General features: G+C 50.4%; 12 protein-coding genes. 4 read left to right on the forward strand and 8 right to left on the reverse strand.

Annotated elements, in window-relative coordinates:
* The first annotated feature begins 17 nt into the window (after positions 1–17).
* The 3 genes from LVQ79_RS07905 to LVQ79_RS07915 all read left to right on the forward strand — a co-directional run bounded on the left by LVQ79_RS07905 (position 18) and on the right by LVQ79_RS07915 (position 2,401).
* The gene (locus tag LVQ79_RS07905) at positions 18–716 is read left to right on the forward strand and encodes an IclR family transcriptional regulator (RefSeq protein WP_232864530.1); all 699 of its coding nucleotides are present in this window, start codon (positions 18–20) and stop codon (positions 714–716) included.
* Positions 717–820: 104 nt separating this feature from the next.
* Positions 821–1,222, forward strand: a complete 402-nt coding sequence (locus tag LVQ79_RS07910; RefSeq protein ID WP_232864531.1) for a GlcG/HbpS family heme-binding protein — start codon at positions 821–823, stop codon at positions 1,220–1,222.
* On the forward strand, positions 1,223–2,401 hold the full coding sequence (locus LVQ79_RS07915) for an MFS transporter (RefSeq protein ID WP_232864532.1): 1,179 nt from the start codon (positions 1,223–1,225) through the stop codon (positions 2,399–2,401).
* A gap of 37 nt (positions 2,402–2,438) precedes the next feature.
* Here LVQ79_RS07915 and LVQ79_RS07920 read toward each other — a convergent pair whose 3' ends face one another.
* The 8 genes from LVQ79_RS07920 to xerD form a co-directional block, all read right to left on the reverse strand.
* Positions 2,439–3,638, reverse strand: coding sequence for an MFS transporter (locus LVQ79_RS07920; RefSeq protein ID WP_232864533.1), 1,200 nt, complete (start codon positions 3,636–3,638; stop codon positions 2,439–2,441).
* A complete protein-coding gene (gene pepT, locus LVQ79_RS07925; RefSeq protein WP_232864534.1) occupies positions 3,635–4,882 on the reverse strand; it encodes a peptidase T in 1,248 nt (415 codons plus the stop codon). Before pepT ends, LVQ79_RS07920 begins: the two co-directional genes overlap by 4 nt.
* 221 nt (positions 4,883–5,103) lie before the next feature.
* Positions 5,104–5,871 (reverse strand): amidase activator ActS, encoded by a 768-nt coding sequence (gene actS, locus LVQ79_RS07930; RefSeq protein WP_151993204.1) that lies wholly within the window; start codon positions 5,869–5,871, stop codon positions 5,104–5,106.
* Positions 5,872–5,935: 64 nt separating this feature from the next.
* Positions 5,936–7,450 (reverse strand): lysine--tRNA ligase, encoded by a 1,515-nt coding sequence (lysS, locus tag LVQ79_RS07935; protein ID WP_232864535.1) that lies wholly within the window; start codon positions 7,448–7,450, stop codon positions 5,936–5,938.
* Between the two features lie 9 nt (positions 7,451–7,459).
* Positions 7,460–8,558, reverse strand: a protein-coding gene (gene prfB, locus LVQ79_RS07940) for a peptide chain release factor 2 (RefSeq protein WP_122974007.1) whose coding sequence is annotated in 2 segments (ribosomal slippage) — positions 7,460–8,482 and positions 8,484–8,558 — 1,098 coding nt in all. Because the reading frame shifts where the segments join, the coding sequence is not laid out codon by codon here.
* Positions 8,559–8,676: 118 nt separating this feature from the next.
* Positions 8,677–10,410 carry a single-stranded-DNA-specific exonuclease RecJ gene (gene recJ / locus LVQ79_RS07945; RefSeq protein WP_232864536.1) on the reverse strand — a complete coding sequence of 578 codons (1,734 nt, stop codon included), beginning with the start codon at positions 10,408–10,410 and terminating at the stop codon, positions 8,677–8,679.
* A gap of 7 nt (positions 10,411–10,417) precedes the next feature.
* Entirely contained in the window at positions 10,418–11,134 is a 717-nt protein-coding gene (gene dsbC / locus LVQ79_RS07950) for a bifunctional protein-disulfide isomerase/oxidoreductase DsbC (RefSeq protein ID WP_232864537.1), read from the reverse strand.
* 23 nt (positions 11,135–11,157) lie between these two features.
* Positions 11,158–12,054 carry a site-specific tyrosine recombinase XerD gene (gene xerD, locus LVQ79_RS07955; protein ID WP_134184556.1) on the reverse strand — a complete coding sequence of 299 codons (897 nt, stop codon included), beginning with the start codon at positions 12,052–12,054 and terminating at the stop codon, positions 11,158–11,160.
* Between the two features lie 100 nt (positions 12,055–12,154).
* Here xerD and fldB point away from each other — a divergent pair, with 100 nt between their 5' ends.
* Complete coding sequence (gene fldB / locus LVQ79_RS07960) at positions 12,155–12,676, forward strand: flavodoxin FldB (protein WP_154150580.1); 522 nt, start codon at positions 12,155–12,157, stop codon at positions 12,674–12,676.
* The last annotated feature ends 5 nt before the right edge of the window (positions 12,677–12,681 follow it).

Genomic DNA, 12,681 nt, shown 5'->3' on the forward strand with positions numbered 1-12,681 from the left:
ACTCACCGAGCCCTAAAATGATTGATGAGAACCGCCGCATACAGTCTGTTGAACGCGCAATGGCAATACTTGAAGATATTGCCGCTGCAGGTGGTGTCGCTCGTTTAGCCGATTTGTCAGCACGGCTTAATTTGAACAAAAGCACATTACATGGACTGCTCAACACTCTCTCGGCTCTGGGCTACATAACCCGCAAAGGGACGCATTACGCACTAGGTTTGCGTTTGCGGGACATCTCGCAACCTCTGGCGGACGCTGATGAACAATTGCGGGAAGTATTTACGCCGGCTTTATTGAGAATGGCGAGATTAAGCGGGGAAACCAGCTATCTGGCAGCCCCTTGTGGCACGCGTGAGTACCTTTATATTGATGCTATCGAAGGTTGCAATAATCTACGGGTAGCCAGTCCGCGCGGCCGCCGTGAAGGGTTAACGACCTCCGCTATTGGCAAGATATTTTTAGCTAACGAACCTGAATTAGTGCGCAGTTTGCGACGAGCAAATCTCCTGCCGGCAAAACTTGAGCAGGAATTACATATCATCCGCGAGCAAGGCTATGCGCTCGACCTTGAGGAAGCTGAAGTGGGGCTAAATTGTCTGGCTATACCGCTTCGTCGGCAAGGATGCGTTATTGCAGCATTAGGTGTAGCAGCTCCTGCCAAACGTTTAAGCAAGCCAGCCTTAACAGCGCTGGCGATCGCATTCAACCAGGCTTAGTTCGGCATTATCAAACTTTAGCCTCCAATCACCCGACCCATCTTCACAAATTGTTAGCTCACAGCAATCATTGGCGACTCTTTATCACATCAAGGAGTTTTCCAATGTCTGCTTTAAGTGAATCAACCGTTGTGCAAGTGATTGAACGCGCCCGAAAGCTCGCTCAAGAGATGAATTTTGCTATTAATATCAGTGTTGTTGATGACGCAGGTCTACTGCGCGGTTTTTTGCGCATGGACAACGCAGTCCCGGGGGCTATTGATGTCTCAATCAAGAAAGCACGCACCGCAGCACTTTTTCGTACAGATAGCCTGACTCTTGGTGCAGATGCTCAGCCAGGTGGCGCAATTTATTCTCTGGAGTCCACTAACGGTGGGCTGATTAGTTTTGGCGGCGGCGTTGTGCTCTACGATGAACATAACCACGCGACTGGAGCAGTAGGTATTGCCGGTGCAACGGTAGAAGCCGATCAAATCATTGCGCTGGCCGCAGCCGGGAGAACATAAATGAGCACGCCACATCGTATTCATGCGGGTGTCTGGGCCCTGGCAGTTACTGCATTTGCTATAGGTGTGGCGGAGTTTATTGTCGTCGGCGTGTTGCCCGCCATAGCTCAGGATTTACATGTGTCTCTGGCTCAGGCCGGAAGCCTGGTCGGAACCTACGCGCTCGCGCTCGCCATTGGAACACCGATTGTCGTTCTTGGGCTTGCGCGATTACCGCGTAAGCCATTGCTGCTGGCATTAGTGACGACCTTTCTTTTTGGTAACCTGCTATCAGCATTTTCTACCGACTATCACATGCTATTGCTTGGTCGCATCATCACAGCAATTGCACACGGCAGTTTCTTCGCTATCGGTGCCACTGTCGCAGCCCGATTAGCAGCACCTGGTGCTGCAAGCCGGGCAATTTCCGTTATGTTTGCAGGCCTGACGCTTGCGATGGTTATCGGTGTGCCATTAGGAAGTGTGATTGGTAATGGGCTGGGCTGGCGTTTACCCTTTTTTGGGGTCGCAGTGTTAGCCGCAATTGCTCTGCTGGCAACGGCACGCTGGGTTCCGGTACTACCCGTGCAGAAGGCAGGCTCGGCGTTTATACAATTGTCTGCGTTAAAACAGCCCATGATTCTGGCGATGATGAGTATTACCGTACTAGGCTTTGGCGCAAGTTTTGCTGCCTTCACCTTTATCACCCCTATTTTGACTGGCATCAGTGGGTTTTCGACCCATAGTGCCAGCATGTTATTGGTGGTATTTGGCATAGCCACTTTAGTTGGGAACATGGCCGGAGGACGTTGGGCTGCAAGTCTCGGCTGGCCCACTGCGCTACGTCGTATGCTGCTGGGTCTGCTCGCGGTATTTGTGCTCCTGGCGCTCACCCTCTCCAGCAAACTGGCTGTTGTACCGCTGCTATTTATTTGGGGTGCGCTGGCATTCGGGATGTCGCCAGGTTTTCAGGCAGGAATGCTGGAAACAGCATCGCGCTGGACTCCTCGCGCAGTGGATTTTGCTTCAGCGTTGAATATCTCGGCATTTAACCTGGGTATTACTTTGGGTGAGATCCTGGGGAGTGGATTAGTGGCACAAAACAAGATGGCGCTAACGCCGTGGGCAGGAGTGCTGTTGGTGCTGGTTGCTCAAATTCCCCTCTTCTGGCTTACGCGTAAACACAATCAACGCACCTGATAGATAAAAGGGAAACCTCGCGGTTTCCCTTTCATTTTTAAGCGTGAGCTACCACTTTTTTCGGGAATACTATTAGAGCCACGATAGGTGAAACCACCATCAGCGCAAACACCCAGATAAAGCCCATCGTGAAGCTACCGGTTGCATCAATCGACCAACCAATTAATTGACTGTTCGCGGTGGCGATAACGAATGTACATACCCAGAACGTCGACATTGTATAAGTCACAGTTTGAGTATTGGCCCCTTTTAATGTCTCTTTTGGGATAGAGAAAATAAAGGCAAACCAGGTCGCAAACACAAAGCCCGTCAGGAATGAACAAACCAGAATCAGAATGTCATTGGTTGCGAACAGCATAATAAAGGTGGTAATTGCCATCGCGATGCTGGTGCTAAACAACCAGTTTTTATAATGGTAGCCGCGAGCTTTGCAGAATGGTCCTGCAATCGCACCGAGCATAATCCCGACCTGGTTTACCGTGCCGCTCAGGTGAGCATGCGATTCTGGCGGCAGGTGCGCGTATTTGGCGTAGTAAAGCGGCAGGAAGGTGAACATGAAAATCATCATGATCATCGCGCCGACATACTGGGCAATCATCCCCCACACAACGCGGTTAAAAATCGCATCTTTCATAATGCGCAGTTTATCCGTGCTGCCGTCGTGGCTTGCAGTAGTTACAGCAACTTCTTCATCGGTGAAGAAGATTAGCCACACAGCCCCCAGAACCAGTGTAACCACACCATAGACCGCCAGCAGATTTCTCCAGCCACCAAAGTAGATAGACAAGCTACCTGCCAGCGTCAATGCGATAATGGTGCCGATGATATTGGAGGTGCAGTTCAGGCTGTTGAGCGCAGATGCGGTTTTGTTATCAAACAAACGTGCCACGGTCGGCACCAGTGAAACCAGGCAAATTGCACCGCCCAGGCCGCCCATAAAGCGAATAACTAACAGCAGGTCAAAATTATTGGTCCATGGGATAAATATCGATAACCCGGTAAGCACACAACCCAAAAGATAGGATTTCTTCGCACCCAATTGTGCCGTCAGAATTGACGTGCAGAAGGCACCAAGAATTTTCGCCCACAGAATCACATTCGACATCAACGCCGCATGAGAAACATCGATATTAAAATCAGCCATGATTTGCGGCATCACTGCACCGGTTGTCGCCCAGGCAGCACCAAAAACCATATAGACCGCATACAGAACAAACTCGATTATCCACTTATTCACGCAGAAACCTCCTGAGCGCTCAGAGTGATGATTTCCAGCAGCATTTCGCTTGCCAGGCGCAGGGATTCTGCAGGGAGAAACTCTTTGGTGGAGTGGAAATTATGAGCACCGGTAAAGATATTCACGGTAGGTAAACCGGCTGGAGTGATGACACTGCCGTCATACCCACCACGCATAATTAGCGGCTTCGGCTCGATTCCCAAATTGCGCATCGCCTGTTGAACACTGGCAATAATTTCCGGCTTTTTGTCGAGACCCGCTTTGACATTATCGTAAGTATCAGATAGTTCCAGAATAACATTGTCGTGGCCGTAGCGATTTTGGAGTTGTTCGGTAATTGAACGTAGTGTTGCTTTTCTATTCTGGTAGCCGTCGACTTCAAAATCACGCAGTGCAATTTCAAGCGTAGCACTGACGGTATTACCGCTGATTTTATTCACCCAGAAATAGCCTTCACGACCCTCTGTTAATTCAGGGCGTTCAGCTTCGGGTAATGCGTTAATCACTTCATTAGCGATTAATACGGCATTAACCAGTTTTCCTTTGGCGCTCATTGGATGGGCAGTCACGCCTTTAAAGGTCATTTTTGCGCTGCCTGCATACCAGTTTTCAACCACATATTCGCCGATACCACAGCAGTCGAGGCAAATACCAAAGTCAGCATTTAATGCGGCCACGTTTAATGCTTTAGCTCCGCGAATACCAATTTCTTCATCCGGGAGCAATACCAGTTTGATATCGCCATGTTTAAAGTCCGGTGTCGCAAGCATATAGCGAATGGCTTCGACGCCAGCGGCAATCGCGGCTTTGTCGTCAGCGCCCAACAGGCTGGTGCCATCAGTGGTGATGATCTCCTGGCCTATGTAGTCCAGTAACTCTGGGAATGCTTCAACGGTAATCGCATCGCCAGTCGCAGGCAGCACGATATCTGTACCGTCATAGTTTTTCACGCGTACAGCGTGGGTGTCATTCGCGTTATCTGGCGCTGTGTCGAGATGTGCAAAGAAGACAATGGAGGGCATTTCCGGGTTATTTGCGGCAAGGCTAAGAACGGTAATAGCATTATCGTTAATGGTGGTCTCAACAGCACTTTCAGTTGCGAACTCATCGGCAACAAGTTGCGCTAATTTGTACTGGTTTTCACAGCTAGGAAGTTGTTGATTATCTGCAACGGAAGTGGTGTTGATTGTTGTATACCTGATAAAGGTATTTATTATTTGGTCTGCATTGATACGTGTTGTCATTATTTGCTACTCACCATTAACATTGAATGGTTGGTAAATATCATAATTGCATCAACCTCGTCATATTCGTTATAACTCAGTTGTTATTTTGCAAAATATTAACCATTCATATTATGAATCGAAGTGTTTAGCATTATTAGTCAGGAAGGCGGGGTAATGCGTGATAGAGATCAATAGCGAGGGGATTTATTAAAAGCCAGATTCGCTCTGGCTTTTAATTATTAGCAGGAAGGTTTGCTGCCCATCGGAGGTAAATAACGCTGAGGATCAATCGCGTTTGCCCGGTAGCGAATCTGGAAGTGGAGATTCACAGAATCCGAACCGCTGCTACCCATGGTGGCAATTTTCTGCCCGGCAGTGACTTTCTGACTGGTGTTCACCAATGTCGTTTCGTTGTGCGCGTAGGCGGTGATGTATTCTTCGTTATGTTTGATCATCACTAAATTGCCGTAGCCACGAAGCTGGTTGCCGACGTAAACCACTGTTCCAGCGGCGGATGCGTAAATCGGTTGCCCGCGTTTTCCAGCTATATCAATACCTTTATTCCCACCATCACTATCGGAGAAAGGCGCAATCACTTTACCCGACGTCGGCCAGAGCCAGCATTTTGAGCCAACCGGAGGTGCAGCGACTTTCGCTACGCTACTTGTGGAAGATGAACGTGGTTTCGAGGTTTTCGCAACGGCTGTTTTCTTTGAAGAAGATGAAGAACCAGAGCTACTTTTAACACGGATTTTTTGCCCTATCTCCAGCGTATAAGGAGCAGGAATACCATTGAGGCGTGCCAGTTGGCCGACACTTGTGCCAGTCATGCGTGAGATTTTGGAAAGGGTATCGCCACGTTTGACAGTGTAAACCGAGCCGTTGTAACTGCCGGAGGATGCTTTAGAGCTGCCCGCTTTATTTGATGAACAAGCGACGAGTAACAGGCTTAGTAGGAGGATGAGGACATTGGGTGCCCATGTTCTGACTGTGCTTTCCTTGCTCAAACCAATCCTCTGAATACATTAACTAAAAAATGGGTTCCTCCCCGAAGGGAGGAACGAGCATAACTTACTTAACCGGGCGCAGAGCCGGGAACAAGATAACGTCACGAATGGTGTGGCTGTTAGTGAACAGCATAACCATACGGTCGATACCAATGCCCAGACCCGCCGTTGGTGGCAAGCCGTGCTCCAGTGCAGTCACGTAGTCTTCGTCGAAGAACATCGCTTCGTCGTCGCCTGCGTCTTTCGCATTAACCTGGTCAGCAAAGCGCTGTGCCTGATCTTCTGCATCGTTAAGCTCGGAGAAGCCGTTACCGATTTCACGACCACCGATGAAGAACTCGAAGCGGTCCGTGATTTCTGGGTTCTCGTCATTACGACGCGCCAGTGGAGAAACTTCTGCCGGGTATTCAGTAATGAAGGTCGGCTGAATCAGGTGGCTTTCAGCCACTTCTTCGAAGATCTCGGTGACTACACGGCCCAGACCCCAGCTCTTCTCGACTTTGATGCCGATAGCTGCTGCGATTTCCAGTGCTTTGCCCATATCGTCCAGATCTGCAATATCAGTTTCCGGGCGGTATTTTTTGATGGCTTCACGCATGGTCAATTTGGCGAATGGCTGGTCGAAGTCAAAGATCTCTTCGCCATACTTAACCTGCGCAGTACCCAACACGTCATGTGCCAGAGTACGGAACAGAGATTCGGTCAGCTCGATCAGGTCTTTGTAATCCGCATACGCCATGTAGAGTTCCATCATGGTGAACTCTGGGTTGTGACGCGGAGAAATACCTTCGTTACGGAAGTTACGGTTGATCTCGAATACGCGCTCGAAACCACCCACTACCAGGCGCTTCAGATACAGTTCCGGTGCAATACGCAGGTACATATCGATGTCCAGCGCGTTGTGATGCGTGATGAATGGACGCGCAGATGCGCCACCCGGGATCACTTGCATCATTGGCGTTTCAACTTCCATAAAGCCACGTGCAACCATGAACTGACGGACGCCAGCCATAATCTGTGAGCGGATTTTAAAGGTGTTGCGGGATTCGTCGTTGGAGATCAGATCCAGGTAACGCTGGCGGTAGCGCGCTTCTTGATCCTGCAGGCCGTGGAATTTGTCCGGCAGCGGGCGCAGTGCTTTGGTCAGCAGGCGCAGTTCAGTACAGTGAATGGAAAGCTCACCAGTTTTGGTTTTGAACAGCTTACCGCGAGCACCCAGGATGTCACCGAGGTCCCATTTTTTGAACTGCTCGTTGTAGATGCCTTCTGGCAAATCATCACGCGCAACGTAAAGCTGAATGCGACCACCAACATCTTGCAGGGTAACGAAAGACGCTTTACCCATGATACGGCGAGTCATCATACGACCAGCAACGGCAACTTCAATGCCCAACTCTTCCAGCTCTTCGTTCTCTTTCGCATCGAAGTCAGCGTGCAATTGGTCTGAGGTATGATCGCGACGGAAATCATTTGGGAAAGCAATGCCCTGCTCGCGCAGGCCTGCCAGCTTCTCGCGGCGTGCTTTCAGTTCATTATTAAGATCGACCGCTTCGGTACCCTGTGCTTGTTGTTCAGACATGTTGGTTCCTCATAACCCTGCTTTCAAACTTGCTTCGATAAATTTGTCCAGATCGCCATCCAGTACCGCCTGCGTGTTACGGGTTTCTACACCTGTACGCAAGTCTTTGATACGGGAGTCGTCCAGTACGTAAGAACGAATCTGGCTGCCCCAGCCGATATCCGATTTGTTGTCTTCCAGCGACTGCTTCTCAGCATTCTTCTTCTGCATTTCCAGCTCGTATAACTTCGCCTTCATCTGCTTCATCGCCTGATCTTTGTTCTTATGTTGCGAACGGTCGTTCTGGCACTGAGTCACTGTATTGGTCGGAAGGTGGGTAATACGCACCGCGGATTCTGTACGGTTAACGTGCTGACCACCTGCGCCAGATGCACGATACACATCGATACGCAGATCCGCCGGGTTGATTTCGATATCAATATCGTCATCCACTTCTGGATAAACGAAGGCGGAGCTAAAGGAGGTATGGCGACGGCCGCCGGAATCGAACGGACTCTTACGAACCAGGCGATGGACGCCAGTTTCGGTACGCAACCAGCCAAAGGCATACTCGCCCTGAATGCGAATAGTCACCGATTTAATACCGGCAACTTCACCTTCAGACTCTTCAATAATTTCGGTTTTGAAGCCACGTGCTTCTGCCCAACGCAGATACATACGCATCAACATGCTGGCCCAGTCTTGCGCTTCGGTGCCGCCAGAACCTGCCTGAATGTCGATATAACAGTCAGCGCTGTCATATTCGCCGGAGAACATACGACGGAACTCCAGCTGTGCCAGTTTGGCTTCGAGCTGGTCTATCTCAACAATGGTTTCATTGAAGGTATCTTCGTCGTCGGCTTCGATGGCCAACTCCAGCAAGCCGTTAACATCTTCCAGGCCTTGCGTCATTTGGTCCAATGTATCAACAATGGCTTCCAGTGAAGAACGCTCTTTACCTAACGCTTGTGCGCGTTCAGGTTCGTTCCACACATCAGGCTGTTCCAGCTCTGCGTTTACTTCTTCCAGGCGCTCTTTCTTGGCATCATAGTCAAAGATACCCCCTAAGAACGTCGCTGCGCTCAGTGAGGTCCTGGATGCGGTTTTTTACCGGGTTAATTTCAAACATGGTCTGTATTATCTTATGTTGATGACAGAAGACGAAAATGCGGTCGTAGACCGGAAAGTTTACCGGAATTGCGCCGCTTTTTATAGCTTTGTTGCCCGTTAATAGCCAAGTAATAGGGCTATAGAGGCCAGATATGATCGATTAACAACTGAACGCTGCGATTACCGCGAAACTCATTTACGTCCAGCTTGAAAGCCAATTCAACTTCACGCACGCCGTTATCCGGCCAGCATCCGGTATCCACATTGAATGCAATGCCGTCAATCAGCGGGCCACCGCCGATGGGTTCAACCATCACTTTAAGATGGCGCTCGCCCACCAGCCGTTGTTGTAACAAACGGAATTTGCCGTCAAATAATGGCTCAGGGAACATCTGCCCCCACGGCCCGGCATCGCGCAGCATCTCAGCGGTTTCCAGCGTCATCTCTTGCGCGGAAATAGCACCGTCTGACCAAATCACGCCCTGAAGCAATACGGGATCAAGCCATTCGCCGATCAGATCGCCAAAGCGCTGGCGGAACTCTTCAAATTTAGTCTCCTCCAGCGACAAACCTGCCGCCATCGCGTGGCCGCCAAATTTCAGCATCATGCCCGGATACAGAGTATCGAGACGCTCAAGAGCATCGCGCATATGCAAGCCTTGCACCGAGCGGCCAGAGCCTTTCAGCGTGCCGTCACCAGCGGGTGCAAATGCAATTACCGGGCGGTTAAAGCGCTCTTTGATACGTGAAGCCAGGATACCGACCACGCCCTGATGCCATTCCGGGTGGTACATCGCCAGGCCATATGGCAACTCATCATGGCTGTGCTCAAGTTGTTGGCACAGCGTTAGCGCTTCAACCTGCATGCCTTGCTCAATCTCTTTACGTGTCTGATTGAGTGCATCCAGCTCATTGGCCAACATCCGTGCTTCAGCAATATTTTCACTGAGCAGTAGCGCCACACCTACGGACATATCGTCCAGGCGCCCTGCCGCATTCAGGCGCGGACCTAACGCAAAACCTAAATCGCTGGCAGCAAGTTTTTGCGGCTCACGGTTAGCGACTTCCAGCAGTGCTTTAATACCAGGACGACATTTGCCTGCACGAATACGGCTCAAACCCTGCCAGGTCAAAATGCGGTTATTGGTATCAAGCGGAACAACATCGGCCACGGTGCCCAATGCCACTAAATCCAGCAATTCTGCAATGTTTGGAATCGCCAGGCCCTGCTGTTCAAACCAGCCGCAATCACGCAGATGAGCACGCAATGCCAGCATCAGATAAAAGGCAACGCCAACACCGGCAAGTGATTTTGACGGGAATTCACAATCAACCAAATTTGGGTTAACGATGGCATCAGCCGCCGGAAGTTCAGGCCCCGGCAGGTGATGATCCGTCACGACTACCGGAATGCCCAGTGCGTGAGCTCGTTCAACACCGCTATGGGAAGAGATCCCGTTATCGACGGTCAAGATCATCTGCGCGCCACGCGCATGAGCTTGATCCACCACTTCCGGGCTCAAACCATAACCGTCGTCGAAACGGTTAGGTACGAGATAGCTAACGTTTTGGCACCCAAGGCTGCGCAACCCCAGCACACTTAACGCGGTACTGGTCGCGCCATCGGCATCAAAATCACCGACGACGATAATGCGCAAACCTTCACGGAAAGCGTTATGCAGTATCTCAACGGCTTTATCCATGCCATTAAGTTGTTGCCACGAGAGCATTCCCTTCACACTGCGTTCCAGGTCTTGCTCGCCGCGCACACCACGGCTGGCGTAAAGGCGTTTTAAAAGTGGGTGCAATTGCTGGGGTAAGACCACGGATTCATCGACCGTACGGCGGCGAAGTTGTGTTTGCTGTTTCACCCGTTAACTACCCACCTACATTGGTCAGTTGCTGGTGTGCATCCAGCATTTGCTTCATCTCTTTCGGCCCCTGGTAGCCAGGAATAACCGTACCGTTACTCAGCACAATCGCAGGCGTCCCCTGAATGCCGAACTGCACGCCCAGGTTGTAATGGTTGGCGATATTCATATCGCAAGTCCCACCCGCAACAGCTTCTCCTTTCATCGCTGCATCAAATGCTTTTTTAGGGTCTTTTGAACACCAGATAGCTTTCATATCGTTTTCAGTCTGGCTTTGCAGACCCTGGCGAGGGAAGGCCAGGTAACGCACGGTAATACCTAGCGCGTTATAGTCTTTCATCTCTTCATGCAGCTTGTGGCAATAGCCACAAGTGATGTCGGTAAACACGGTGATAACGTGTTTTTCCTGCGGCGCTTTATAGATGATCATCTCTTTTTCGAGCGCGTTCAGTTTACCCACCAGCAGCTGATTGGTGACGTTAACAGGCTGCGCGCCGCTCACATCGTACAGCGGCCCCTGAATAACGTGTTTACCGTCTTCGGTCACATACAAAACGCCGCTATCGGTTAATACCGTTTTCATGCCCGCAACAGGTGCCGACTGAATGTCAGCATTTTGCACGCCTAACTTAGCAAGAGACTGCTTGATTGCTGCGTCGTCAGCATGAACAAAACCAGACACAGAGACCGCTAATAATGGGAGCAGCCACAAACGCTTTTTCATGATGATTCCTTATCTTCTACCACTCACGCTCGTGGGTGGTGCTGTTGATGTAGCTGGCGTAACCGCTCTGTAGCTACATGCGTATAAATTTGGGTGGTGGACAAATCGCTGTGTCCAAGCAACATCTGTACGACTCGCAAATCCGCACCATGGTTCAGTAGATGCGTGGCAAATGCGTGTCGCAGAACATGTGGTGACAGCTTTTCGCTATCGATTCCAGCCTGCACCGCATAATGTTTAATGCGATGCCAGAATGTCTGGCGCGTCATTTGTTGGGCACGATTGCTCGGGAAAACGGTATCTATTGATACGCCATTGAGCAGCCATGGCCGCCCATGTTCCAGGTAGTTTTCCAGCCAGTAAACAGCTTCTTCGCCCATTGGAACCAGACGTTCTTTATTACCTTTACCGATGACTCGCACCACGCCCTGACGCAGGCTGACATCACTCATTGTCAGGCCGACTAACTCCGATACGCGCAGCCCGGTAGCATACAATAATTCGAGCATCGCTTTGTCACGCAGTTCGATAGGCTGGTCGACACAAGGAGCTTGCAGTAGACGTTCTACCTGCGCCTCGCTTAAGTCTTTCGGCAAACGCTGCGGTAGTTTTGGCGATGAAAGCATCACACTCGGGTCATCTTCGCGTAATTTTTCGCGGTAGAGATACTGAAACAACCGACGAATCGCGCTCAGCATACGCGCTGAACTTGTTGCTTTATATCCACCTTCAAGGCGCTCAGCAAACAGCGACTGCAAATCGCCAGTTTGCACATTCAGCAGACTCAGAGAGTGACGTTCCAGCCACTCCGCCACCATCTTCAGATCCCGACGGTAGGAGTCTAACGTGTTTTGTGCCAGATTCCGCTCAAGCCAGAGCGCATCAAGAAATTGTTCGATTCGGGCCAGATCCTGTTCCACTACAGCCTCACATTTGGCGAATTGTGTCCATTATGCATGATGCACAATGGGATCTGATACACTTGCAATCCTGCACGTTTTTAAAAGAGTTGTTAACGCGATGAACATTGGCCTTTTTTATGGCTCCAGCACTTGTTACACCGAAATGGCTGCCGAAAAAATTCGTGACATCATTGGCCCGGAACTGGTGACGCTGCACAATCTGAAAGATGATTCACCAGCCATGATGGAACAATACGATGTGTTAATTCTCGGTATCCCCACCTGGGATTTCGGCGAATTACAGGAAGACTGGGAAGCCGTCTGGGATCAACTGGATAATCTGAATCTTGAAGGCAAACTGGTTGCGCTTTATGGCATGGGCGATCAGCTCGGCTACGGTGAATGGTTCCTTGATGCTCTGGGTATGCTGCACGACAAACTGGCCCCACGCGGCGCTCAGTTTATTGGCTATTGGCCAACTGAAGGTTACGAGTTTACTAGCCCGAAACCGGTTATTGCCGATGGGCAACTGTTCGTTGGCCTGGCGCTTGATGAAACCAATCAGTACGATTTAAGCGATGAGCGAATCGAAACCTGGTGTGAGCTAATTCTTGCAGAAATGGCCGAACATTTTGCCTGAAAGCT

This window comes from Buttiauxella cochleicola (genome assembly GCF_021282405.1).
Lineage (GTDB): Bacteria > Pseudomonadota > Gammaproteobacteria > Enterobacterales > Enterobacteriaceae > Buttiauxella > Buttiauxella massiliensis.

Coding starts and splice junctions, on each gene's coding strand:
- LVQ79_RS07905 (WP_232864530.1), top strand. CDS start 18: ATGATTGATGAGAACCGCCGCATACAGTCTGTTGAACGCGCAATGGCA.
- LVQ79_RS07910 (WP_232864531.1), top strand. CDS start 821: ATGTCTGCTTTAAGTGAATCAACCGTTGTGCAAGTGATTGAACGCGCC.
- LVQ79_RS07915 (WP_232864532.1), top strand. CDS start 1,223: ATGAGCACGCCACATCGTATTCATGCGGGTGTCTGGGCCCTGGCAGTT.
- pepT (WP_232864534.1), bottom strand. CDS start 4,882: ATGACAACACGTATCAATGCAGACCAAATAATAAATACCTTTATCAGG.
- lysS (WP_232864535.1), bottom strand. CDS start 7,450: ATGTCTGAACAACAAGCACAGGGTACCGAAGCGGTCGATCTTAATAAT.
- dsbC (WP_232864537.1), bottom strand. CDS start 11,134: ATGAAAAAGCGTTTGTGGCTGCTCCCATTATTAGCGGTCTCTGTGTCT.
- fldB (WP_154150580.1), top strand. CDS start 12,155: ATGAACATTGGCCTTTTTTATGGCTCCAGCACTTGTTACACCGAAATG.